Source organism: Roseomonas sp. CCTCC AB2023176 (genome assembly GCF_042259275.1).
Classification (GTDB): domain Bacteria; phylum Pseudomonadota; class Alphaproteobacteria; order Acetobacterales; family Acetobacteraceae; genus Roseomonas.
The window spans coordinates 3795001-3819797 of record NZ_CP170086.1 but is presented as its reverse complement, the minus strand read 5'-3'; the positions used below and the strand labels follow the sequence as shown (position 1 = coordinate 3819797).

Below are 24797 nucleotides of genomic sequence, written 5' to 3'. Positions count from 1 at the left end.
CAGCCGTCACGCGGCCTGCGCGAGGAAGCCGTCCCGGGCTTCCTCCACCGCGTGGCAGGCGACCTTCGTCTCCGGCGTGCCGCGTGCAGGGATGAGGGCGGGACGCTCCGTCCGGCAACGGTCGTTCGCCAGCGGGCAGCGCGGGTTGAAGGGGCAGCCGGGCGGCGGGGAGATCGGCGACGGCACCTCGCCGCCGACGGGGATGCGGGTCCGGCCCGTCATCTCCACGTCGGGGATCGCGTCCATCAGCGCGCGCGTATAGGGGTGCCGCGGTGTGGTGAATATCGTCTCGGCCGGCGCGTCCTCGACCAGCCGCCCGAGATACATGACGCCGACCCGGTCGCTGACCTGCCGCACCACCGCGAGGTTGTGGGAGATGAACAGATAGGTCAGCCCGAGGTCGCGCTGCAGGCGCATCATCAGGTTGAGGATCTGCGCCTGCACCGAGACGTCGAGCGCCGAGGTCGGCTCGTCGCAGACCAGGAATTCGGGGTTCGAGGAGAGCGCGCGGGCGATGGAGATGCGCTGCCGCTGCCCGCCCGAGAACTCGTGCGGGTAGCGCTGGCCGTCCGCCGGGGAGAGGCCGACGAGCCGCAACAGCTCGCCGACCTTCTCCCGCAGGGCGGCCTGGCCGTCGGAGATGCCGAAGGCGCGGATGGGCTCGCCGATGATGTCCGCGACCCGCCAGCGGGGGTTCAGGCTGGCATAGGGGTCCTGGAAGATCATCTGCATGCGACGGCGCTGCGCGGCGCTGGCACGGGCCTGCGCGAGGTCCTGCCCGTCGAAGATCGCCTGGCCCGCCGTCGGCGTGTAGAGGCCGACGGCGAGGCGGGCCATGGTGGACTTGCCGCAGCCGGACTCGCCGACGAGCGACATCGTGGTGCCGCGCGGGATCGAGAACGACACATCCTCCACCGCGCGGAGGATCCGTTTCCCTTCCCGGGCGATCAGTCGCTGCAGCGCGGGGCGGGAGACGTCGAAGTGGCGGGAAAGGCCGCGCGCCTCGAAGATCGGTGCCGTGCCGATGCGGGAGACCGTGCCGTCAGGCATGCGCGCGCTCCCCTTCGTGCTTCGAGCGGACGGGGTCGAAGAGCCAGCAAGCCGCCTGGCTCCGCGGTGCCGGCAGCAGTTCCGGGCGCTCCACGCGGCAGCGGTCGAAGACATGGGGGCAGCGCGGGTTGTAGGCGCAGCCCTGCGGGATGGCGGTGAGGCGCGGCATGGAGCCGTCGATCTGCGCGAGGCGGTCCACCCGATGCGACATCGGGGGGATGGAGCCCATGAGGCCGGCCGAATAGGGGTGCGCCGGTGTCTTCACGACGTCCCGCACCGGCCCGATCTCGGCGACGCGCCCGGCATACATCACGGCCACGCGGTCGGAGGTCTCGGCAATCACGCCCATGTCGTGGGTGATGAGCATCATCGCAGTGCCCTTGTCGCGGGCCAGGGCTTTCAGCACCGCGATGACCTGCGCCTGGATCGAAACGTCGAGCGCCGTCGTCGGCTCGTCCGCGACGATCAGTTCCGGTTCCGCGCAGAGGGCGAGCGCGATGACGACGCGCTGCCGCATCCCGCCGGAGAACTGGTGCGGGTAGGCGTCGATCCGCTGGGCGGCAGCGGGAATGCCCACCGTCTCCAGCCAGCCGATCGCGCGCTTCCGCGCTTCGCCCGGGCCGATCGGGAGGTGGGTGGTCATCGTCTCCACCAACTGCTGGCCCACCGTGTAGAGCGGGTTCAGCGTCGTCAGCGGGTCCTGGAAGATGGCGCCGATCCGCTTCCCGCGGATGCGCCGCATCTCCTTCTGCGACAGGTTGTCGATGCGCTTCCCGGCCAGCGAGATGGTCCCGCCTGCGATCCGCCCCGGCGGTTCCAGCAGGCCGATGATGGCAGCCCCCGTCATGGACTTGCCCGCGCCGGACTCCCCGACGACGCCCAGCACCTCGCCCGGCGCGATGTCGAAGGAAACCTTGTCGAGGGCGCGGAGGGTGCCGCGGCGCGTCGGGAACTCGACGACGAGGTCCCGGACTTCGAGAAGGGCGGGCATCAGCGGAGCCGGGGGTTCAGGGCGTCGCGCAGCCAATCGCCCAGGAGGTTGACGGAGAGCACCATCGCGACAAGCGCGAGCCCCGGGAAGATCGTGATCCACCACTCCCCGGAGAACAGGAAGTCGTTGCCGATCCGGATGAGCGTCCCGAGGGAGGGCTGCGTCGGCGGCACGCCGACGCCGAGGAAGGACAGGGTTGCTTCCGCCAGGATCGCAAGGCCCAGGTTCAGGGTCGCGATGACCAGCACCGGCCCCAGCACGTTCGGCAGGACGTGGGTGAAGACGATCCGCGCGCCGGAGACGCCGATGACGCGCGCGGCCAGCACGTATTCCTTGTTCCGCTCGATCAGCGTGGAGCCGCGGACGACGCGGGCGAAGCGCGGCCATTCGGAGATACCAATGGCGAAAATGACGACGTAGAGGGCGATCTGGTCATGGACGTCCCGCGGCAGGGCCGCGCGGACGATGCCGTCCACGAGCAGCGCCACCAGGATGGAGGGAAAGGTCAACTGGATGTCGGCGATGCGCATGAGCACCGCGTCCGCCGTCCCGCCAGCGTAGCCCGCGACAAGGCCCAGCACGACGCCGAGGATCATCGCGAAGGCCGTCGCGGAGACGCCCACCAGCAGCGAGACCCGCGCGCCATACATGATGGCGGAGAGCACGTCCCGGCCCTGGTCGTCGGTGCCGAGGAGGTAGTCCCGGTCCCCCTCATCCATCCAGGCCGGTTCCTTGAACGCGTCCATGAGGTTAAGCGACGCGAGGTCGAAGGGATTGTGCGGCGCGACCCAGGGCGCGAGCACCGCCGCCCCGATGCAGATCACGGCGACCAGCGCCGAGAGCATGGCCACCGGCGAATGCCGGAAGGACCAGGCGAGGTCCGAATCCCAGGCGCGGGAAATGGCAGCCGCCATGTCAGTGCCCCTTCCCGACGCGGAGCCTGGGGTCCACCGCGTAGTAGAGCAGGTCCACGATGAGGTTGATGACGACGAAGACCAGCGCGATCAGCAGCAGGTAGGCGGCCATCACCGGGATGTCGGCGGCGCCGACCGACTGGATGAACAGCAGCCCCATCCCCGGCCATTGGAACACCGTCTCCGTCACGATCGCGAAGGCGATGATGGCGCCGAGCTGCAGGCCGACGATCGTGATGACGGGCACGAGCGTGTTGCGCAGCGCATGGCCGAAATGGATGGAGCGGTTCCGCAGCCCCCGCGCGCGGGCGAACTTCACGTAGTCGGACCGCAGGACCTCCAGCATCTCCGACCGCACGAGGCGCATGATGAGCGTCACCTGGAACAGGCCGAGGGTGATGGAGGGCAGGATCAGCGCCTTGATCCCCGACCACGTCAGGAAGCCCGTGCTCCACCAGCCGATCTTCACCGTGTCCCCGCGCCCGAAGGATGGCAGCCAGCCCAGCCACACCGAGAAGATGAGGATCAGCAGGATGCCGATGAGGAAGGTCGGCAGCGACACGCCGATGAGCGAGAAGGTCAGGAAGAAGCGGGACAGCCAGGATTTCCGGTAGAGCCCGGTATAGACCCCGACCGGCACGCCCACGACCAGCGCCAACAGCGCGGCGCAGAGGGCGAGTTCCAGCGTCGCCGGCGCTCGTTCCGCGATCAGGTCGGCGACGGGGCGGGAGAGACGGTAGGACAGGCCGAACTCGCCCTGCAGGGCGTTGCCGATGAAGTGCAGGAACTGGATGGGCGCCGGCCGGTCCAGGCCGAGGTCCCGCACGAGCGCGTCACGCTGGGCCGGCGTGAAGTCCTGGCCCAGCATGATCGCGATGGGATCGCCGACGAAGGCGAACATGAAGAACGAGATCAGGCTCACCGCCAGCATGACCGGCAGGGCCTGGAGCAGACGTGACAGGATGAAGGCGAACACGGCGCGCCCCTAGCCGATGCCGCTTTCGCCGTCCACCGCTCCTACTCCATCCGCGCCCACTTCATGTAGGGCTGGTTGTTCGCCACGTGCGGGATCGAGAAGTTGGCCCGCATCGCCCAGGGGATGACCTGGTGGTGCAGGGGGATGTGGGGCACATCCTCCCGGTAGAGGCGCAGCGCCTCCCGGATCGTCTCCAGGCGCGTCCCGCCGCTCTCGGTCTTCATCCGCTGGATCAGCTCGTCCATGCGGGGGTTGGAGTAGCGCCCGTAGTTCCAGATGCCGTCGCCCTGGGCCCCGTTCCGCGTCGCGAGGAGCGACTGGAAGGAATAGAGCGCATCGAGCGTCGGCACGCCCCAGCCCAGCATGTAGGCCGAGGTGTCGTCGCGCTGGATCTTCGCGAAGAAGGGCGCCAGCGGCATGGCGTTCAGGTTGGCGCGCACGCCGATCCGCGCCCACATCGCGACGACCGCCTGGCAGATCTGCTCGTCGTTGATGTAGCGGTTGTTGGAGCAGTCGAGGGTGAAGCCGAAGCCCTGCGGGTAGCCGGCCTCCGTCAGCAACTGCCGCGCGCGGTTCTGGTCGTAGGGAAGGCGGACGTCCTCCTCCCGCACGTAGCCGTTCACCTGCTGCGGGAAGAGCGTGCCGGTGATGACGCTCTGGCCCCGCATGATGGTGCGCTGGATCGCGTTGATGTCGATCGCGTGGTACAGCGCCTGCCGGACCCGCAGGTCACGGAAGGGGTTGCGGCCCCGCTGGTCGCCGTAGAGCAGCTCCTCCCGGCTCGTGTCGAAGGCGAAGAAGATCGTCCGGACCTCCGGCCCCTCCAGCACCCGCACGTTGCCGGCGCTGCGCAGCCGGTTCAGGTCCTGCAGCGGCGGGTCGAGGACGAAATCCACCTCGCCCGACAGCAGCGCCGCGACGCGGGTGGCGTCCGACGAGATCGGGCGGAAGACGATTTCCGTGATGTTGCCGGTCGGCGTGCCCTCATCCACAGACCAGCCCCACCAGTCCGGGTTGCGCACCATCACGGTCCGCACGTCGGGTTCCCGCACCGTCATGCGGAAGGGGCCGGTGCCGTTGGTGCTGCGGACCGTATACATCTCCTCCCGCGCGCGGGTGTTCTGCGGCCGCGTCGCGTTGTGCCGCTCCGCCCAGGACCGCGACATGACGAAGAGCGAGCCGAACTTGTTGGGGATGATGGGGTCGGGCACCTTCGTGATGACATCCACCGTGTGGTCGTCCACCGCGACCGCACGCTCCACCGTGTCCACGTAGATGCCGTAGTTGGAGGTCGGCTGCAGCGCCCGCTCGATGGAGAAGACGAGGTCGGCGGCGGTGAAGGACTCGCCCTCGTGGAACTTCACGCCCTGGCGCAGGGTGAAGCGCCAGCGGGTCGGCTCGACCTGTTCCCAGCGCGTGGCGAGGCCCGGGCGCAGCGACAGGTCGGGGCCGCGCGAGATCACGGTGTCGTAGATCTGCTGCAGCACCATGGACACCGTGCCGACGTTCTGGCTGTGCGGATCCATCGTGTTCGGATCGCCGGATGCGGCCCAGCGGACGGTCCGCGCCTCGGCCGCGGACATCGCGCCGGCCGACATGGCGACGAGCGCGGCGGCGAGGGCCGCACGTACCCACTTCTTCATCCCCAGACACCCCGAGAGAGGTTGATGCCAGCCCGTTGGCCGGCTTCTTCGCGCCGGCCTTGCAAGCATCGCACCATCCCGCCCGCGCGAAGGCAAGCGGAACGCGGAGTCAGACAACCTGCCGGTGCGTCCGGGTCGCCCCGTCGGAGGCCCAGTCCTTCACCACCGTGTAGGCGACCGCCAGCAGGACCGGCCCGAGGAACAGTCCGAGGAAGCCGAAGGCGAAGGCGCCGCCGAGCGCGCCGAGGATGGTCAGCAGCAGCGGCAGGTCCGCCCCCCGCGCGATGAGCCAGGGCCGGATGAAATTGTCCACCGAGGAGATCCCCGCCGCCCCGTAGACCAGCATGAAGACGCCCCAGCCCGGGCTGTCGTTCACGAAGAGCCAGATCGCCGCGGGGATCCAGACCAGCGGCGCCCCGACGGGCAGGATGGAGATGATGCCCGCCACCACCCCCCAGAGGACGGGCCGGGGCACGCCCGCGACCCAGAGCCCGAAGGAGGTCATGACCCCCTGCACCACCGCCGTGCCGAGCAGCCCGTAGACCACGCCCTGGGTAACCGCGCCGGTCAGGACCAGCAGCCGGCGGCCACGCCCGCCCGCGATCTTCTCGGCCATGTCCTCCAGCACCTGCGCGATCCGCGGCCCGTCCCGGTAGAAGAAGAAGGAGAGGAGGATCGCGAGCAGCAGTTCGGCCACCCCCGACAGGATGGCCAGCAGCATGCCGAGGAGCCACTGCGCGACCCCGCCGGCATAGGGCCGCGCCATGTCGAACAGCGCGGAGAAGCCGAGGTCCAGCCCCTCGAACCACTCCCGCAGATAGCCGCCGATCCAGGGAACCCGGCCCAGCGTGTCGCCCATCCCCGGCATGCCGTGGGTGATCAGGGCCTCGATCGCGGCGCGGAGGCCCTGGACATCCTCCCGCGAGGTCGGCGTGGCCAGGGCGAGGGGCAGGCCGATCAGGACCATCATGGCGGTGACCATCACCACCGCCGCCCAGGTCGCGCTCAGCCCCGTCCGCTCCCGCAGCAGGCGAAAGGCCGGCCACGTGGTGAAGGAGAGGATGGCCGCCCAGGCGAGCGCCGAAAGGAAGGGCCGCAGGACGAGGAAGCAGCCGACCAGCAGCCCCGTCAGGAGGACCAGCCCGACGATCCGGGTGGCACTCGACCGCTCTTCCGTCATTCCAGCCCCCGGCTCCGGCGTTGCAGGATAGGACGGCCGCATCGTGGGAACAAAGCGGCACGGCCGCCTCGCGGGTGTTCGGGTAAGCCGCTACACCGTCGGGCAAGCCCGGGGGGAACGGATGCCGCGCTTCGCCGCAAACCTGTCCATGATGTTCAACGAGGTCCCGTTCCTCGACCGCTTCGCGCGGGCGCGCGCGGCGGGGTTCGACGCCGTGGAGTTCCTCTTCCCCTACGACCACCCGGCGGCCGAGATCCGCTCGCGGCTGGACGGGGAAGGCCTGTCGCTCGTCCTGTTCAATGCTCCGCCGGGGGACTGGAACGGCGGGGAGCGCGGAACGGCCTGCCTGCCCGGGCGGCAGGAGGAATTCCGCGACGGGACCGGGCGGGCGCTGGACTATGCCGGCGCGCTCGGCTGCCCCCGCCTGCACGTCATGGCCGGGAACGCGCCGGAAGGCGTGGCCCGCGAGACCCTGGCCAACACCTATGCCATCAACCTTGCCTGGGCGGCCGAGCGTTGCGCCCCGCAGGGCGTCAAGCCGGTGATCGAGCCGATCAACGCCCGCGACATGCCCGCTTTCTTCCTCCGCACCACCGCCCAGGCCGTCGCGGTGATCGAGGCGGTGGGGCCGGAACGCCTCGGCCTGCAATACGACCTCTACCACACGCAGATCACCGAGGGTGACCTGGTGAAGCGCGCCGAGCGTCTCCTCCCCTTTATCGCGCATATGCAGGTGGCCGACGTGCCGGCCCGCAACGAGCCGGGCACGGGCGAGGTCGCCTGGCCCTTCGTCTTCGACCGCCTGGACGCCATGGGCTACCGCGGCTGGATCGGCTGCGAATACCGCCCCGCTGGGGAGACCGAGGCCGGCCTGTCCTGGTTCGCCCCCTACCGCACCCGCTGACCCTTCCCCGTCGGAGCATCACCCCGTGAAGATCGGATTCATCGGCCTCGGCATCATGGGCCGCCCCATGGCGCTCAACCTCCAGAAGGCCGGCCACGACCTGCTGGTGCCCGAGCGGGGGAGCCTGACGGAGGAGGTCCGCGGCGCCGCGACCGTCCTGCCGGATCCGGCCGCCGTCGCCGCGGCGGCCGAAATCGTGATCCTCATGGTGCCCGACACGCCGGACGTGGAGGACGTGCTCTTCGGCTCGGGCGGCGTCGCCGCGGCCCTGAAGCCGGGGACTCTCGTGATCGACATGTCCTCGATCTCACCGACCGCGACGAAGGACTATGCCCGGCGGGTGAATGAGCGCGGCTGCGACTACCTCGACGCGCCGGTATCGGGCGGGGAGGTCGGCGCGCGGAACGCCGCACTGACGATCATGGTCGGCGGCCCCCAGGCCGCCTTCGACCGGGCCCTGCCGCTGTTCAAGGCGATGGGCAAGAACATCACCCTCGTCGGCGAGGAGAACGGGGCCGGCCAGACCTGCAAGGTGGCGAACCAGATCATCGTCGCGCTGAACATCCAGGCGGTCGCCGAGGCGCTGGTTTTCGCGTCCAAGGGCGGTGCGGATCCGGCGAAGGTCCGGCAGGCGCTGATGGGCGGCTTCGCCAATTCCCGCATCCTCGAGGTGCATGCCGAGCGGATGATCAAGCGAACCTTCGAACCGGGCTTCCGGATCGCCCTGCACCAGAAGGACCTGAACCTCGCGCTTTCGTCAGCGCGGGAACTCGGCGTGGCCTTGCCGAACACGGCGACGGCGCAGCAGATGTTCTCGGCCGTGACCGCCGCGGGCGGCGGCCAACAGGACCACTCCGCGCTGGTGCGGGCGATCGAAGCCCTGGCCGGTCACCCGGTTTCGCCCGGATAGCGCGAGAGAGATCGTAACGAATCAACTCGACGGTTGCGCGGAAAGGCGGCTTGGTCCATGTTGTGGGTCGCCGTCCCTGTCCGTGAGACGTCTTGCCCGGATACCGTGTGCTGGGTGACGGGACAGAACAACGGGAGGTTGTATGCGCTTCGCCGATGTCGGTCAGCAGTTGCGGGCCTATCGCCTTGAATCGGGGCTACGAGCCGAAGAGATCGCCGCCCGACTCGGCGTGTCTCGCGCCGCGCTTTATCGATATGAGAAAGGTGAGGTCATCAAGCTGGACACGATCCGGCGCCTGGCCGAGCTGCTCCAGATCTCCCCGCTGTCGCTCCTTGGCATCGGCGTCGAGTATTTTTCCCGTCCCCTCGCCCTTCAGGAGCGACTTCGACAGGTGGAGGAGACGGCCGACCAGATCCTTCAGTTCGGCGGGCCGGTCTGCCAGCTCGTGACGACAGAGGCCTTCGACTCGGCCCTCGCTGACGCGCTGGCCGATGCCGCCGAGGCCTCGGCCGAGCGCGTGACGGCGCGTGCCGTCGGGGAACAGGCCCTCGGCCTGCTCGCGGCGCGCAAGCGGGCCTACGCGCAGCGCCGGCCCTCGATCATCGCGATGATCTCCGAGGCCTCGCTCCGGGCGCTGCTCCAGGACGGGATCGCGCCGGGCGTCCCGGCCTCGGATCGCGTGCGCCAGCGCTGCCGGGCCGCGGCCCGGGCGGAGGCGGAGAACATCGCCGCCCTGATGGAATCCGTCCCGATGGGCCTTCAGCTCGGCCTCCTGACGGGGCCTGAGCCGGGTAGCGAGTTCATCGTGCTCCGCGGTCGCGATCGTGCCCACGTCTGCACGGCGCCTTTCCGCCCCGACGCCCCGCCGAACGGGGCGCTCGGCGTCGGCACCATCACGTCGGCGGACGAAGCCGTGGCGACCCACCAGCGCGTGGCCGAGACGGCCTGGCGGAGCGTCGTGAAGGGCCCGGAGGGCGCGGCCCGCGTGCGCCTCCTCCTCGCCGAGGCCTCCGTAGGAGCCTGACGACGGGGCCTGGCGACGCGGGCGATGCTCGTCAGAGGTCCAGCCTTGCCTCGATGACCTCCGGGTCCTCGGTCGCGCGGGTCCGGAAGCCAAGGGCCCGCACGAAGCGCAGCATCGGCACATTGTCGGCCAGGACCTGTCCAGCCACGACGCCCAGCCCGCGGGACCGACCCCACTCGATCAGCCGTCCCATGAGGTGCCTGGCGAGGCCGGCACCCTTCCAGTCCCGGTCCACGACGATCGCGAATTCACCTTCTGTGGCCGCGGGATCGAGCACCAGTCGCGCGACGCCGGCGCCCGAGCCGTCATGCGGCACGGCGACGAAGGCCATCTCCCGGTCGTAGTCGATCTGCGTCAGGCGTGCGAGCTGGGCCGCAGGGATTTCCCGCAACCGGTTGAAGAACCTGTAGCGCACATCCTCCGGCGACAGCCGGCGGAAGGCGTCGGCCAGAGCCTCCGCGTCCTCCGGCCGGATCGGGCGGACGACGACGCTGCGGCCATCGCGGAGGGTGACAGGCCGCGCGAGCTCGGCGGGATAGGGGCTGATCGCCAGGAGGCCGCGCTGCCCCGCCGGCCGCAAGGTCGCCGTGGCATCGAGCGCCACGACCCCGTCCGGCGTCCCTCGCAGCGGGTTCACCGTGAAGGCCGCGATCTCCGGGAAGTCCACCGCGAGCTGGGAAAGGCGGATGAGGGCCTCGGCCACGACATCCAGGGGCGCGGGCGAATGGTCACGGTAGCCGGCGAGGAGGCGGGAGGCTCGCGTGCGTCCGATCATGGCCCGGGCCAGGGTCAGGTTCAGGGGCGGCAGGTCATGTGACTCGTCGCCGTCCAGGTCGGCGGCGGTCCCGCCGCGGCCGAAGCCGATCCAGGGCCCGAACATCGGGTCGTCGCCGAGGCGCAGGCGAAGCTCGGTGCCGCGTTCCGCCTGGGCCTGGACGAGGAAGCCGCGGGGCACAATGCCGGGGCGCAGGGCGCGGAGCCGTGCTTGCATGTCGCGCGCCGCCGCCGCGACGGCGGCGCCGCCCGACAGGTTCAGGACGACCCCGCCGACCTCCGTCTTTTGCGGAAGATCAGCCGACAACACCTTGAGAACGCAGGTCCCGCCGAGGAGGAACGCGGCGCGGCCGGCCTCCTCCGGCGTCGACGCGACGCGGCGCCGGACGGTCGCGATGCCGTAGGCATCGAGGAGCGACAGGGCCTCGTGCTCGTCGAGGTTCAGCCGACCCTTGGCCCGGACGGCGGCGAGGACGGCCTCCACGGCCGCGCGGTCGGGCGTGGTCTCCAGCACGTCGCGCGGCGGCAGTTCGGCGGCCGCCGCCCGGTTGCGGCGATCCTGGGCGAGATGGAGGGCGCCCCGCACCGCGGCCTCCGGCGTCGCGAAGACCGCGACGCCGCGGGAGGCGAGGAGGGTCCGGGCCGGCCGTGCGGTCGCCATGCCCAGCCAGGCCGCGAGCACCGGCGCGGACCGGTTCGCACGGGCCGCCGTCACGGCGGCGGCCAGCGCCTCGGCGGCAACGGCCGGGTCTTCCTCCGGCGCGGGGGCGTGGACCGCGACGACGCTATCCACCTCCGGCAGGCCGGCGAGCATAACCGCGGCCTCTGCCAGGCGGTGGCCCTGGTCCATCGGCAGGACGAGCGGGTTGCCGCCCGCCCAGCCGTCCGGCAACGCGAGGGCGAGCGCCGAACGGGCGGCTTCAGGGATCTCGGCAAGGCGGCCGCCGCCACGGCGGGCGGCGTCCGCGGCCATCCAGCCCGGGCCCTGCCCGTTCGTCACGATCGCTACGCGGTCGCCCCGAAGCGCCTCGGGCCCGCCTCGGTTGGCCGGGCGCACCCGTGCCAGGGTTTCGGCGGCGGAGAGGAGGTCGTCCAGGCCCTCGACGCGGAGGACGCCGGCGCGGCGGAGGGCGGCGGCCATGACCGCGTCGGGCAGGCTGCGTCCTTCCGCCGCGGCGTGGCCCGGCCTTTCGGCGACGACCGGCCGGGTGCGAGCCGCGGCGCGGGCGGCGGAGACGAAGCGGCGCCGGTCCTTGATTCGGCGGATGTCGAGGAGGATGGCCCCGGTCGCCGCATCGCGGGCGAGCCAGTCCAGCGCGCCGGCGAAGCCGTAATCCGCGTTCGTGCCAATTCCCGCGATGAGGGAGAAGCCGACCGACTCGCCCTCGGCCCAGTCCAGCACCGCACGGGCGAGGGCCGCGGACTGGCAGAGCAGCGCGAGGCGGCCGGGCCGCGGCTTCAGGTGCGAGAGAGAGGCATTCAGGCCGAGTTCGGGGATGCAGAGGCCGAAGGAATGCTCGCCCAGCGCCCGGATGCCGTGTCGCGCGGCCAGATCGGCCAGGCCCGGCGCGGCCGTCGGCACCACCGCGGCGCGGCAGCCCCGCGCCGCGAGAGCGGCGAAAGCTGCGTCGAGCGTCTGGGGCGGCAGCGCGACGACGGCGAGGTCGGGCGGCTCGGGCAACGCGCCGGGGTCCACGGCAAGGGCCATGCCGTCCCAGGGATGGCCGACGGCGTGGAGCGGGCCGGTGAAGCCGCCCTCCGCCATGTTGCGGGCCAGCAGGCGGGCGACGGGGATGCGTGGATCGGCGAGCAGGGCCACCCGCCGGGGCCGGAACAGGGCTGTGTCGCGGAAGCCCGGCGCGAGGGCATGGCCGGTCGCGGAGATCGGCAGGCCCATGACGGCCCCTCCCCCTGCACCTATCCGGCCGAGAGGGCTCGCTTGGCGGCTTCGACGAGGAAGCGGCTGGCCGTCGGCAGCACCGCATCGTCGAAGTCGTAATGGGGGTGGTGCAGTTCGCGCCCGCCATCGGTGGGACCGTTGCCGATCCAGACGAAGGCGCCGGGGACCTGGTGCAGGAACTCCGAGAAGTCCTCGCCGGTCATGGCCGGGGGGGTGTGCAGGCGGGTCGGGGCGACCGCGGAGGCCGCTTCGGCCGCGATGTCGCGGGACACCGGTTCGTTGATCGTGGCGGAGACGCCGGACAGGACCTCGGCCGTGGCCTCTACCCCGAAGGTCTCGGAGATGCCGCGCGCGATGCGGTTCAGGCCCTCGGCGATCTGGGCTCCGACCTCGTCCCGCAGGAAGCGCATGGAGCCCCGGATCGTGACCCGCGCCGCGATCTGGTTCCAGGCCTCCCCCCCGTCGATCCGGGTCAGCGAGACGACGGCGGTGTCCAGCGGGTCGAGCGCGCGGGCGACGATGGACTGGCATGCGACGATGGCGTGTCCCGCGGCAACGATCGGATCGCGGGTCAGGTGCGGCAGCGCGGCGTGGCCGGCATGGCCGTCGATCGTGATCTGGAAGCGGCGGCCCGCGGCCATGCTCGGTCCGTCATGGATCGCGATGGTGCCCACTGGCAGCCCGGGCCAGTTGTGCCAGCCGAAGATGCGGTCCATCGGGAAGCGCTGGAACAGCCCGTCCTCGATCATGGCACGGGCGCCGCCGCCGCCTTCCTCCGCCGGCTGGAACACGAGGCGTACGGTGCCCGACCAGTCCTGATCCTGCTGCAGCAGGGCGGCGACACCGAGGAGTGCGGTCGTGTGGCCGTCATGGCCGCAGGCATGCATGACGCCCGCCTTCGTGCTGCGCCAAGGGAGGTCCTCGGCCACCTCCTGGATCGGCAGGGCGTCCATGTCGGCGCGAAGGCCGACGCTGCGGTTCCCGCCGCCCCGCCGGATCGTTGCGACGACGCCATGTCCGCCGATACCCTCCTCGATCTCGGTCACGCCGAGTTCACGCAAGCGTGCGGCGACGAATGCCGCGGTCTCGCCTTCTTCCAGGGTGACACCGGGGTTCGCGTGGAGGTGACGGCGCCAGCGGGTGAGCGTCTCGGCGAGTTCTCGGTCCATGGGGGGGAGTTAAGCCGACCTTTGCGCCTGCGACAGCCCGGACAGTTACAATCGAGGCTCCTTTCGGGGGCCTTCGTCGCGTTTTTCCTTTCCGGGGTGGCGGTCGCACCGGGACAGACCGATCCGGACGCGCCGCGCCCTGCGGCCGAGGCGCCGCCCGACGCGGCCGAGGGCCCGGTCCGGCCCTATGCCGTGACCACGCCCGGGACGGGAGACGGGGCGCTGGACCGGGCGATCGACGGGGTCTCCGTGCTGCGCCGGTTGCGCGAGAGCGTGCCGACGAGCGCGGAAGGCCTCGTGGCCCGGGCGCTCCAGGACCAGAACAACCTGCGCACCGCCCTGCGATCGGAAGGCTATTACGGCGGAACCCCGCGCATCACCCTCGCGGGCGAGCCGCCGGACGCGCCGGGGCTGGCGCTGCGCCTCGCGGCTCGCGGGGAGGAGCCGGTGCCTGTCGTCCTCGGCGTCGAGGCGGGGCCGCAATACCGGATCTCCTCCGCGACGCTCCGGCCGGCAGCGCCGGAGGCCGATATCCGCCCGGCCGGGCAGGTGACCGGGTTGGATGCGGGCGACCCGGCCCGCGCCGCGGCCGTGAACGCGGCGCAGGAAACGCTCATCACGCGCCTCCGCGAGTCCGGCTACCCCGTCGCCGGTGTGCCGCGGCGCGAGATCACCGTGGACCACGACCGGCGGACGATGGAGGTCGTGTTCAACGTCGCGACCGGCCCGCGGGCGAACTTCGCGCGGCCGACCGTCGAGGGGTCGGAGAACGTGGACCCGCGGCTCCTCTCCAACGTGGCCGGGGCGCTCGAGGGCGAGCGCTATGACCCGCGGGAGTTGGACCGGGTGCGGCGGGACGTACTGGCGCTCGGCGTCTTCGGGACGGTTCGGGCGCGGACCGCTGAGCGGCTGGACCCGGAGGGGCGGCTACCCGTCACCTTCCTCGTGGCGGAGCGGCCGTTCCGGGCGCTGGGCGTGACGGCGGCCTACGAGACGCGGCTGGGGCCGACGGCGCGGGTGTACTGGGAACACCGCAACCTCTTCGGCGCGGCGGAGCGGCTGCGGCTGGAGGCAGAACTCTCGCGGACGGAGCAGGCGCGGCGCGGGGCGGATTTCGGCTACCGCGTCGGCGCGAACCTCCGGCAGCCCTGGTTCGCGGGGATCAACCTGACCGCGGTCTACGACGTCGCAGTGCTGCGGGAGCGCCTTCTGGCCTATGACCGCGATGCGGTGACGGCGAGCTTCTCGCTGGAACGCAAGATCAATCCGCGCGTGACCGTGACGGCCGGCCTGGCCGGCGAGTTCGGGCGGACGGAGGAACTGGACCAGGCCAACGACTACCAGTTGCTCTCCGTCCCGCTCGGCATCCGCTACGACGGGACGGACAATCTGCTGGACCCGACGCGGGGGTACCGCGCGAACCTGCTGGTGTCGCCGACGGTGGCGCTGGGCGGGGCGACCGCGACCTTCCTGCGGCTGCGCGCGTCGGGCAGCACCTATTTCGACCTGTCCGGCGACAAGGGGACGGTGCTCGGGCTACGGCTGGGCATCGGGCAGTTGTTCGGGGCGGAGTCGCGGGAGGTTCCGCCGCACCTGCGCTACTACGCTGGCGGCGGCGGGTCGGTGCGGGGCTATGAGTTCCAGCGCATCGGGCCGCGACGGCGCGACGGGACGCCGCGCGGCGGGGTGTCGCTCGTCGAGGGCAGCGTGGAGCTGCGGCAGCGGATCTCGGGCCCTTATGGCGTGGCGGTCTTCGTGGATGCGGGGACGGTCACCGACAGCGATTTCCCGAGCTTCGACAACATGCGGGTCGGCGCGGGCGTGGGATTCCGCTACGCGACGGCGATCGGACCGATCCGGGCGGACGTCGCGGTGCCGCTGGTGAGGGAGCGGGGGAACAACTCCTTCGGCCTCTATATCGGCATCGGGCAGGCCTTCTGAATGCGCCGCGCGCTGCGATGGGCCGGGCGCGGGCTGCTCCTCCTCCTGGGGCTGGCGATCGTGCTGCCGGTTCTGCTGGCCGTCGGCGCGCTGGTCGCGGTGAACGTCGCGCCGGGGCAGGACTTCTTGGCGGGGCTGGTCGGGCGATTCGTGCCGGGAGTTGCGGTAGAGGGGCTGCGGGGAGGGCTGCCGTCCTCGCCGCGCATCGCCCGCGTCGTGCTTTCGGACCACCGGGGCCCCTACCTGATCCTGGAAGACGTTGCGCTCGACCTCGACCTGCTGCGGCTCACGCGGTGGGAGGTGCGGGCGACTCGCGTATCGGTCGGGCGGGTCGCGTTCGAGCGGTTGCCGCAGGCTGATCCGGCCGCGCCTCCCGCCCCCCCTCCCCGCCCGGGCGGCTGCTGCCGCAGGTGCCGCGATTGCCGGTGCAGGTGTCGGTTGACGCGTTGTCGCTGCCGCGGATCGAGTTGGGGCAGATGTTGGCGGGCATCCCGGCCGTGCTGGCGGCCGAGGGCGGCGGGCGGGTCGGGACGGAGGGCGCCTTCGTCAACCTCAAGGCGCGGCGGCTGGATGCACCGGGGGCGCTGGACGCGGACGTCGCGCTGCGGCCGGGCGACCGGTTGCGGCTTGCCCTGACCTATGACGAGCCGCCGGGCGGGATCGTCGCGGGGTTGCTCGGCGGGGCGGAGCGGGCGAGCCGGGTGCGGCTCTCGCTCGATGGGCCGGCGGAGGGAGCGCCGTTCACGCTGGAGGCGGAGATCGCCGACAAGGCGCGCGCGTCACTCCGCGGCAGCCTGGCCCTGCCCGCGACGGGTGGCGTGGGGCTGGAGGTGGAGGGGGACGCCGCGCTGCCGGGCTTCCTGCCCGCGCCGGTCGCGGAACTGCGGCTGGCAGCGCGAGTCGCGGCGGTGCCGGGCGGGGCGACGCGGGTGGAGCGGCTTCGGGTCGAGGCGGCGCCAGGCGTGGTGGAGGCGAGCGGGACCCTGGCGGACGCCCTGGCCCTGGACGTATCGGCGGACCTCCGGGGCTCGTCGACGCTCGGTGCGCTGGTGCCCGCGGTGGTGGGGTGGGACGGGGTGGTCCTGCGGGGACACATCGAGGGTCCGGCGACGACACCCCGCGTGCGGGCGGAGGCAACGCTGCGCGGGCCGGTGCTGCCGGGGCCGCTCGCCGGCCTGCTCGGGCCTGCGCCGGTCATCCGCGTGGACGCGGAGCCGACACGGGTCCATGCGCTGAGCGTCGAAGGCGTCGCGCTGCGGGCGGAGGCGGCGGGGGCGATCGGCGATCCGCTTGACCTTACGCTGCGCGTGTCGCTCTCGGACGTGGAGGTTCCGGACGTGCCGGTGCGCGGGCGGCTGGAGGCGACGGCGCACGTCACGGGGCCACGGAGCGACCCGGCCGTGGCTCTGACCGCCGACTCGCCGGCGCTGCGGGCCTATGGCCGCGTGGTCGAGGCGTTGCGGCTGGAGGCCAGCCTGCCCCGCGCGACGGTGCCGGCGGGCAGCGCCACGGCTTCGGGGCGGTTGCAGGGACTGGCGCTGTCGCTCGAGGCCCGGGCGGCGGCGGAGGGTTCGCGGATGCGGGTGCAGGCTCTGCGGGCCTCGCTGGGCCCGGCGAGGCTGGAGGGGTCGGGCGTGGTCGATACCGCGTCGCTGCGGGGCGATGCGGCGTTGCGGCTGGACGCGCCGGACCTGGGGCCGCTGTCGGGGATCGTGGGCGTGCCGCTGGCCGGTGCCGTGCGGCTGGAGGCGCGTCTCGCACCGTTAGGCGAGCGGCAAGGCGTGGACGCGACGCTGTCGGCGACGAACCTGCGCGCGGCCGGCAATACGCTGGACGGCACGCTTCGCGCGACGGGCACGGACGCGGCGCTGGACGTGACCGGCGACCTGCGCGCCTTCGACGCGCGGGCGCAGCTACGGGCGCGGCTGGCGCTGGACGCTCCGGAGAAGCGGGCGGAGATCGCGTCGCTCGACGTCACGCGGGGTCCGTTGGGCGTGCGGCTCGCAACCCCGGGGGTGGTGACCTACGGGCCGGACGGGGCGGTGACGACGCCCGGGCTGTCCATCGCGGTGCGGCCGGGCGGGACGCTGCGGGTCGCGGGGCGCTGGGGGCCGACGACCGCCGACCTGCGGGCGGAGGTCGCGGCGCTGCCGCTTTCGGCCGTCAACATCTTCGTGCCGGACCCGCCGGTGGCGGGCAGCGTGTCCGGGGACGTGCGGCTGAGCGGGCCGGTCGCGCGGCCCATCATCGAGGGAGACGTGCGGGGCACGGGCCTTCGCGTCGGCGCGCCCTGGGCCCGGGGCGTCCCGGAAGGGACGGTGCGGGCCACGGCGCGGAGCGCCGGCGACTCGGTGCAGGCGCAGGCGGAACTGCGGCTGGGCGCGGCGCTGTCGCTGAACCTCGACGCGCGGCTGCCGGCCGCTGGCGAGGGGCCGATCACGGGGACGCTCCGGGGGACGACCGACGTGGCGGTGCTGGCAGCGCCCTTCGTGCTGGGCACTGCGAACCGGGTCGCGGGCACGGTCGCGGTGGACGTCCGGGCCTCCGGCACCGTCGCGGCCCCGGTCCTGGCGGGGACGGCGCGGCTGACGGGCGGGTCGGTGCGGAACCTGGAATACGGGGTCACGCTGCGGGACATCACGGCGTCGCTCCGCGGCGATGCGGACCGCGTGGTGCTGGAGAGCCTGACGGCGCGGGCGGGGACCGGGACGCTGACGGCGCGCGGGGACGTCCGACCCTTCGCCGCGGGCATTCCTGTGGAGGTGACGATCAGCGGGACGGACCTGCAGCCCGTCCAATCCGACCTGCTGCGGAGTACCTTCGCGACGGATCTGCGCCTGACCGGCGGCGTCGCGAGCGGGATGCGGCTCTCGGGCCGCCTACGGGCGGATACGGCGACGGTGAACATCGCGGAGGGGCTGCCGGGTGGCGTCGCTGATCTCGGCGAAGTCCGGGAGGTCGGGCGCGGGGCCCCTCCCCCACCGCTGGGGACCGCGATCGCGCGGCGGGCGGCGGCGCGGAACGAGCGGGCACCCGCGCGACGTGGGGGGAACGTGAACCAGGCGCAGGCGCGGCCGCGCGCCACGCCAGCGGCCGAGGCTGCGCCGGCCGCGGCCTCGCCCCTGGCGCTCGACGTGGCCTTCGAGGTGCCGGGGCGCTTCTATGTACGGGGGCGCGGGCTGGATGCGGAGGTCGGCGGCACCGTGCAGATCGGCGGAACGGCGGCGGCACCGCTTGCCCAGGGGGAACTCCGCCTGCGGCGCGGGACGTTCACGGTGCTGGACCGGCGTCTGACCTTCTCGCGCGGGATCGTCCGCTTCACGGGGGATGCGCTGTCACCTGACCTCGACTTCCTCGCGACGACCACGGCGACGAGCACGACGATCAACGTCGCGATCACCGGCACGCCCCGCGATCCGAAGATCGAGTTCACTTCCTCCCCCGAACTGCCGCAGGACGAGGTGCTGGCGCGGCTGCTGTTCAACCGATCCGTCGACAAGTTGTCGCCCTTCCAGATCGCGCAGCTCGCGCGCGTGGTGTCCGGCGCGCTGTCGGGGGGGCAGGAGGATCCGGTCTCCGGCGTGCTGGGGCGGATCACGCGGACGCTCGGGCTCGACCGGTTGGGAGTTGGGAGTGGCGCCAACGGCGCGCCAGGGCTGGAGGCCGGCGGGTACCTCGGCCAAGGCATCTATCTGCGGGTCGACCCGGGGGCGACGACGGGGTCGCCGCGCGTCGGTGTCGAGATCGAGCTGACGCCGCGGCTGCGACTGGAGTCGGGGGCCGGAACGGATGGGCAGAGCGTCGGCCTGTCCTACGAGTACGAGTATTGAGCGTTCCGCAACCGAATGGGGCGTGGCGGCGTATTCCGCGGCGGCGGGGCGGGGCGTAGAGTCGGGCTCTTAATTGCCTTGCGGATCAGGGAGGCGCCATGCGCGCGTTCGACGGACAATTCAGCGACAACAAGCCGATTCGCCGCAGCCCCGAGGAGAAGCGGCGACTGCTGGCGGAACTGGAGCAGACGCTCGCGGGCATGAAGCCGCAGGCCTCGCCCTCGCTGCGCGAGAGCATCAAGGCGCGCATCTCCGAGCTGCGTGCGGAGTTGAAGCCGAGCCGCTGAGGCCGGTTGGCGCGCGGGATCGGCCCGCGCGCCGGGACTGCGTCAGGCCTTGCCGCCGAGTTCGGCCAGCAGGCGCGCGTGGCTTCGGGCGCCGTGCATGAGGCAGGCCCAGTCGAACTTCTCGTTGGGCGAATGCACCGCGTCGTCGTCGAGGCCGAAGCCGATCAGCAGGCTGTCGAGGCCGAGGATCGTCTTGAACGAAGCGACGACAGGGATCGAGCCGCCCGACCCTGCCATGACGGGAGGCTTGCCGAACTCCTCGGTCAGCACGCGCCGGGCGGCGGCCACCCAACGGCTGTCCTCGTCCACCGTGACGGGCGGGGCGGCGCCGAAGCGCTGGATTTCGACGCGGGCGTCTTCGGGGATGCGTTCCTTCACGAAGCGCTCGAGCGAGTCGAAGATCGCGTGCGGGTCCTGGTACCCGACGAGGCGGAAGGAGACCTTCGCGTGGGCTTCCGCCGCGATGACGGTCTTGCTGCCTTCGCCGGTATACCCGCCCCAGATCCCGTTCACGTCGCAGGTCGGGCGCGCCCACATGCGCTGCAGGGCGGGCAGGCCTTTTTCACCCGATGGCGTGCTGAGTCCGATTTCTCCGAGGAAGCGGCGCTCATCGAAGTTGAGGTCGTGCCACTGCTGCGCGAGGGCGTTCGGAATCGGCGGGACGGCATCGTAGAAGCCGTCCAGGGTAATACGGCCGTTCTCGTCATGCATCCCGCCCAGGATGCGGGAGAGCAGGTTGATCGGGTTCAGCGCGTTGCCGCCGTAAAGACCGGAGTGAAGATCCCGACTGGCGGCGTAGAGGTCAATCTGCGCATAGGCCATGCCGCGCAGGCGTGTGGTGATGGCCGGTGTCCTGGCGTCCCACATGTTCGTGTCGCTGACGACAACGATGTCCGCAGGCTTCAAGTCGGCGGCGTGCTGCGCGAGGAAGGCGTCGAGGCTGGGGGAGCCGACTTCCTCCTCCCCCTCGATCAGGACGGAAATGCGGCAGGGCGGACCGCCGGCGACCTCGTGGCAGGAGCGGAGGGCGGAGAGCCACATCATGACCTGGCCCTTGTCGTCCACGGCGCCACGCGCGACGGTCCGCGGGCCGTTCGGGCCATCCAGCGTCGTCGGTTCGAAGGGCGGGGAGGTCCAGAGCTCATAGGGTTCCGCGGGCTGGACGTCGTAGTGGCCGTAATAGAGGAGATGCGGGACGTTGCCGCCGGGGCCGGGGTGGTGCGCGACGACCACGGGGTGGCCGGCGGTCTCGCGAACCTCCGTCATGAAGCCGATTGCGGTCAGTTCTTCCCGGAGCCATTCGGCCGCGCGGCGGCAGTCGTCGGCGTGGGCGGGCTGGGCGCTGACGCTGGGGATGCGAAGGAGGTCGAAGTAGCGGGCGCGGATCGCGTCCTCGTTCGCGTCGAGATGAGCGAGGATATCGGTCGTGGTCATGGACGTCAGGCCCCCGTGTCCGCGACCAGGCCGACGGAGCTGATGCCGGCGACGGCGCAGACTTCATCCTGCGCGGAGACGTCACCGCTGACGCCGACGGCACCGAGGATTGTACCGTTCGAATCGCGAATGAGGACGCCGCCGGGGACAGGCACCGCGGCGCCGCCGGCAAGGTCGGAATAGGCGTTCATAAATCCCTGCATGGCGGCCGCTCGCTTCGCGAGCTCCTGGCCACCGAGCCCCAAGCCGATCGCACCGTAAGCCTTGCCGTGGGCAATCTCCGGACGAAGCAGGCTGGCGCCGTCTTCGCGCAGGAGCGCCTTGTAGCGGCCAGCCTGGTCGAGCACCACGACGGTGAGCGGCGCGAGATTGAGGCGACGGCCTTCGGCCAGCGTTTCCATCGCGATGCGTTGGGCCTGGTCGAGTGTGAGGCCGTGCTGGAAGCCGATCGGCGGATTGGGCATGCGATGTGTCCGTGCGCGGGCTGAGCTATGCCGGTTCTATGCGCTACATTGGCGCATGCAACCACGCGGACACGAAAAAGCCCCCGACCTGATGAGGTCGAGGGCTTGGTACGGGATGCGGGGACAGGATTTGAACCTGTGACCTTCAGGTTATGAGCCTGACGAGCTACCGGGCTGCTCCACCCCGCGTGAGGTGGTGTGGTGTGTCTGCCGTGAGGGGCGGACGGTGGTGTGGTGCGGAAGTTCTCACCGGGCGGCCTGGCGCCGACCGACTCTCCCGTCGCTTAAGCGACAGTACCATGGGCGCTGGGGTGTTTCACGGCCGAGTTCGGGATGGGATCGGGTGTGGCAACCCCGCGATGGGCACCAAGCCACCGGGTGAGAACCTCTCGCGGGCTCCCCGGGACGGGGAGGGCGAGGATTGATCTGGTTGTGCGGGAGGCGGCCCGCTGGGACGCGGGATGGTGCTGCGTGCGGTGGTCCTTTCGGACCCACGGTGGAGATGGGAGTTCGATCGGGTGATTAGGACCGCTCGGCTGCATCCCTTACGGGACTTCCACCTGCGGCCTATCGACGTGGTGGTCTTCCACGACCCTTAGGGAGACCTCGTCTTGAGGCTGGTTTCCCGCTTAGATGCCTTCAGCGGTTATCCGTTCCGCACTTGGCTACCCAGCGATGCCACTGGCGTGACAACTGGTGCACCAGAGGTGCGTCCATCCCGGTCCTCTCGTACTAGGGACAGATCCTCTCAAGTCTCCAACACCCATGGCAGATAGGGACCGAACTGTCTCACGACGTTCTAAACCCAGCTCACGTACCGCTTTAATCGGCGAACAGCCGAACCCTTGGGACCTGCTCCAGCCCCGGGATGCGATGAGCCGACATCGAGGTGCCAAACCTCCCCGTCGATGTGGACTCTTGGGGGAGATCAGCCTGTTATCCCTAGAGTACCTTTTATCCGTTGAGCGATGGCCCTTCCACGCGGGACCACCGGATCACTAAGGCCGACTTTCGTCTCTGCTCGCGCTGTCGCGCTCGCAGTCAGGCGGGCTTGTGCCTTTGCACTCAACAGCCGATGTCCGACCGGCCTGAGCCCACCATCGCGCGCCTCCGTTACACTTTGGGAGGCGACCGCCCCAGTCAAACTGCCCACCAGGCAGGGTCCCGATCCCGGCTAACGGGATGCGGTTAGACGCCAGAAAGGCGCAGGGTGGTATTTCAAGGTTGCCTCCACGAAGGCTAGCGCCCCCGCTTCGTCGGCTCCCACCTATCCTACACAGCCCCTTCCTGGCGCCACTGCCAAGCTGCAGTAAAGGTTCATAGGGTCTTTCCGTCTAACCACGGGTACCCCGCATCTTCACGGGGAATTCAATTTCGCTGAGCCGATGCTGGAGACAGTGGGGAGGTCGTTACGCCATTCGTGCAGGTCGGAACTTACCCGACAAGGAATTTCGCTACCTTAGGACCGTTATAGTTACGGCCGCCGTTTACCGGGGCTTCAGTTCGAGGCTCTCACCTCTCCCTTTAACCTTCCGGCACCGGGCAGGCGTCAGACCCTATACGTCGTCTCACGACTTCGCAGAGCCCTGTGTTTTTACTAAACAGTCGCCACCCCCTGGTCTGTGCCACCCACCAAAGCTTGCGCCCCGATGGGTCCCGCTTATCCCGAAGTTACGCGGGCAATTTGCCTAGTTCCTTCAGCATCGTTCTCTCAAGCGCCTCGGTATCCTCAACCAGTCCACCTGTGTCGGTTTCGGGTACGGTCCATATCCCAGCGCTATTTCCCGGACCACCTCAGCCGCCATCCCAATCCGATAAGGGACAACGACACCTGGCAGTCGTCACGTCTGGGGGGCGGGGGAATGTTTGCCCCCTTCCCATCGGCTACGGCTCTCGCCCTCGCCTTAGGGGCCGGCTCACCCTGCGCGGATTGGCCTTGCGCAGGAACCCTTGGACTTTCGGCGACAGGGGTTCTCACCCTGTTTGTCGCTACTCATGTCCGCATTCTCACTTCCCATACCTCCAGGGCCCCTCACAGGTACCCCTTCAACGGCCTAGGGAACGCTCCGCTACCGCGCGCTTTCGCGCACCCACGTCTTCGGTAGATGGCTTGAGCCCCGTTACATTTTCGCCGCAGAACAGCTATTAGACCAGTGAGCTATTACGCTTTCTTTAAAGGATGGCTGCTTCTAAGCCAACCTCCTGGTTGTTTTGGCCGTCCCACATGCTTTCCCACTTAGCCATCATTTAGGGACCTTAGACGGTGGTCTGGGCTGTTTCCCTCTCGACGACGGACCTTAGCACCCGCCGTCTGTCTGCCCGCCTGCACTCACCGGCATTCGGAGTTCGGTAGGGTTTGGTAGGGCTTTGGGCCCCCCTAGCCCTTCCGGTGCTCTACCTCCGGTGGTGACCAACGAACGATCTACCTCAATAGATTTCGCGGAGAACCAGCTATTTCCGAGTTTGATTGGCCTTTCACCCCTAGCCACAGCTCATCCCCGACTTTTTCAACAGGCGTGGGTTCGGCCCTCCAGTGGGTGTTACCCCACCTTCAGCCTGGCCATGGCTAGATCACTCGGTTTCGGGTCTCATGCCGGCAACTCAGCGCCCTTGTCAGACTCGCTTTCGCTCCGCCTCCACCTCACGGCTTAAGCTTGCTGCCAACACGAACTCGCGGACCCATTATACAAAAGGTACGCCGTCACTCTTTCGAGCTCCGACTGCTTGTAGGCGCTCGGTTTCAGGTCTCTTTCACTCCCCTCGTCGGGGTGCTTTTCACCTTTCCCTCACGGTACTTGTGCACTATCGGTCGCCAAGGAGTATTTAGGCTTGGAGGGTGGTCCCCCCACGTTCAGACAGGGTTTCACGTGCCCCGCCTTACTCAAGGATCTTGCTCGCCCATACGCCTACGGGGCTGTCACCCACTGCGGCGAACCTTTCCAGGTCCTTCGGCTTAAACAAACAAGACCACTGGCCTACTCCGCTTTCGCTCGCCACTACTCGCGGAATCTCTGTTGATGTCTTTTCCTCCAGGTACTGAGATGTTTCAGTTCCCCGGGTTTGCCCCCACACCCTATGAATTCAGATGCAGGTCTCCCATGCGGGAGGGGTTTCCCCATTCGGACATCCGCGGATCAACGATCGCTCGCATCTCCCCGCGGCTTTTCGCAGCGTGCCACGTCCTTCATCGCCTCTTGGCGCCAAGGCATCCACCGAACGCCCTTGCTTCACTCTCATCTCCGCCGCCCGCACGCAGGACCATCCCGCGCGTCCATCCACCCCATGATTTCCCACAAGGAGGAGGTCGGGCAGCAGCACTCAACGCTACTCGCACAACCAGATCATCTTCGCCTGTCAAAGAACACCGGATGCAGGACATGCGTCAGCATATCCCCAACCGGAGCCC

The 24797-nt window shown here is 70.3% G+C and carries 16 protein-coding genes, 1 tRNA gene and 2 rRNA genes; 6 read left to right on the top strand and 13 right to left on the bottom strand.

Going from position 1 to position 24797, the window contains the following annotated elements; translation table 11 throughout:
* Positions 1–6: 6 nt before the first annotated feature.
* The 6 genes from ACE7GA_RS19065 to ACE7GA_RS19040 all read right to left on the bottom strand — a co-directional run bounded on the left by ACE7GA_RS19065 (position 7) and on the right by ACE7GA_RS19040 (position 6754).
* Positions 7–1050, bottom strand: a complete 1044-nt coding sequence (locus ACE7GA_RS19065) for an ABC transporter ATP-binding protein (protein ID WP_376090035.1) — start codon at positions 1048–1050, stop codon at positions 7–9.
* Positions 1043–2041 (bottom strand): ABC transporter ATP-binding protein, encoded by a 999-nt coding sequence (locus tag ACE7GA_RS19060; RefSeq protein WP_376090032.1) that lies wholly within the window; start codon positions 2039–2041, stop codon positions 1043–1045. Before ACE7GA_RS19060 ends, ACE7GA_RS19065 begins: the two co-directional genes overlap by 8 nt.
* Positions 2041–2955 (bottom strand): ABC transporter permease, encoded by a 915-nt coding sequence (locus tag ACE7GA_RS19055; RefSeq protein ID WP_376090029.1) that lies wholly within the window; start codon positions 2953–2955, stop codon positions 2041–2043. Before ACE7GA_RS19055 ends, ACE7GA_RS19060 begins: the two co-directional genes overlap by 1 nt.
* A 1-nt stretch (position 2956) precedes the next feature.
* Entirely contained in the window at positions 2957–3931 is a 975-nt protein-coding gene (locus ACE7GA_RS19050; protein ID WP_376090026.1) for an ABC transporter permease, read from the bottom strand.
* Between the two features lie 41 nt (positions 3932–3972).
* Positions 3973–5574 (bottom strand): ABC transporter substrate-binding protein, encoded by a 1602-nt coding sequence (locus tag ACE7GA_RS19045; protein ID WP_376090023.1) that lies wholly within the window; start codon positions 5572–5574, stop codon positions 3973–3975.
* 109 nt (positions 5575–5683) lie between these two features.
* The gene (locus ACE7GA_RS19040; protein ID WP_376090020.1) at positions 5684–6754 is read right to left on the bottom strand and encodes an AI-2E family transporter; all 1071 of its coding nucleotides are present in this window, start codon (positions 6752–6754) and stop codon (positions 5684–5686) included.
* A gap of 121 nt (positions 6755–6875) precedes the next feature.
* On the opposite strand from ACE7GA_RS19040, the gene otnI reads away from it, so the two are divergent.
* The 3 genes from otnI to ACE7GA_RS19025 all read left to right on the top strand — a co-directional run bounded on the left by otnI (position 6876) and on the right by ACE7GA_RS19025 (position 9592).
* Positions 6876–7658 carry a 2-oxo-tetronate isomerase gene (gene otnI / locus ACE7GA_RS19035; protein WP_376090017.1) on the top strand — a complete coding sequence of 261 codons (783 nt, stop codon included), beginning with the start codon at positions 6876–6878 and terminating at the stop codon, positions 7656–7658.
* Between the two features lie 55 nt (positions 7659–7713).
* Positions 7714–8568 (top strand): 2-hydroxy-3-oxopropionate reductase, encoded by an 855-nt coding sequence (locus tag ACE7GA_RS19030; RefSeq protein ID WP_376100361.1) that lies wholly within the window; start codon positions 7714–7716, stop codon positions 8566–8568.
* Between the two features lie 142 nt (positions 8569–8710).
* Complete coding sequence (locus ACE7GA_RS19025; RefSeq protein WP_376090014.1) at positions 8711–9592, top strand: helix-turn-helix domain-containing protein; 882 nt, start codon at positions 8711–8713, stop codon at positions 9590–9592.
* A 31-nt stretch (positions 9593–9623) separates the two neighbouring features.
* On the opposite strand, the gene ACE7GA_RS19020 is transcribed toward ACE7GA_RS19025, so the two are convergent.
* Entirely contained in the window at positions 9624–12263 is a 2640-nt protein-coding gene (locus ACE7GA_RS19020) for a GNAT family N-acetyltransferase (protein ID WP_376090011.1), read from the bottom strand.
* 20 nt (positions 12264–12283) lie between these two features.
* Complete coding sequence (locus ACE7GA_RS19015; RefSeq protein WP_376090008.1) at positions 12284–13435, bottom strand: amidohydrolase; 1152 nt, start codon at positions 13433–13435, stop codon at positions 12284–12286.
* Positions 13436–13531: 96 nt separating this feature from the next.
* Between ACE7GA_RS19015 and ACE7GA_RS19010 the strand changes: the two genes are divergently transcribed.
* The 3 genes from ACE7GA_RS19010 to ACE7GA_RS19000 all read left to right on the top strand — a co-directional run bounded on the left by ACE7GA_RS19010 (position 13532) and on the right by ACE7GA_RS19000 (position 19493).
* Complete coding sequence (locus tag ACE7GA_RS19010) at positions 13532–15376, top strand: autotransporter assembly complex family protein (RefSeq protein ID WP_376090005.1); 1845 nt, start codon at positions 13532–13534, stop codon at positions 15374–15376.
* Positions 15377–15807: 431 nt separating this feature from the next.
* Entirely contained in the window at positions 15808–19206 is a 3399-nt protein-coding gene (locus ACE7GA_RS19005) for a translocation/assembly module TamB domain-containing protein (RefSeq protein ID WP_376090002.1), read from the top strand.
* Positions 19207–19304: 98 nt separating this feature from the next.
* Positions 19305–19493, top strand: coding sequence for a hypothetical protein (locus ACE7GA_RS19000; protein ID WP_376089999.1), 189 nt, complete (start codon positions 19305–19307; stop codon positions 19491–19493).
* Between the two features lie 42 nt (positions 19494–19535).
* On the opposite strand, the gene ACE7GA_RS18995 is transcribed toward ACE7GA_RS19000, so the two are convergent.
* The 5 genes from ACE7GA_RS18995 to ACE7GA_RS18975 all read right to left on the bottom strand — a co-directional run bounded on the left by ACE7GA_RS18995 (position 19536) and on the right by ACE7GA_RS18975 (position 24627).
* Positions 19536–20927 (bottom strand): M20/M25/M40 family metallo-hydrolase, encoded by a 1392-nt coding sequence (locus ACE7GA_RS18995; protein WP_376089996.1) that lies wholly within the window; start codon positions 20925–20927, stop codon positions 19536–19538.
* 5 nt (positions 20928–20932) lie between these two features.
* Positions 20933–21391: a heme-binding protein gene (locus tag ACE7GA_RS18990; protein WP_376089993.1), complete on the bottom strand. Its 459-nt coding sequence runs from the start codon at positions 21389–21391 to the stop codon at positions 20933–20935.
* Between the two features lie 115 nt (positions 21392–21506).
* Positions 21507–21580, bottom strand: a tRNA-Met gene (locus ACE7GA_RS18985).
* A gap of 67 nt (positions 21581–21647) precedes the next feature.
* A 5S ribosomal RNA gene (gene rrf, locus ACE7GA_RS18980) occupies positions 21648–21762 on the bottom strand.
* 130 nt (positions 21763–21892) lie between these two features.
* Positions 21893–24627: ribosomal RNA gene (locus tag ACE7GA_RS18975) — 23S ribosomal RNA — on the bottom strand.
* Positions 24628–24797: the final 170 nt, after the last annotated feature.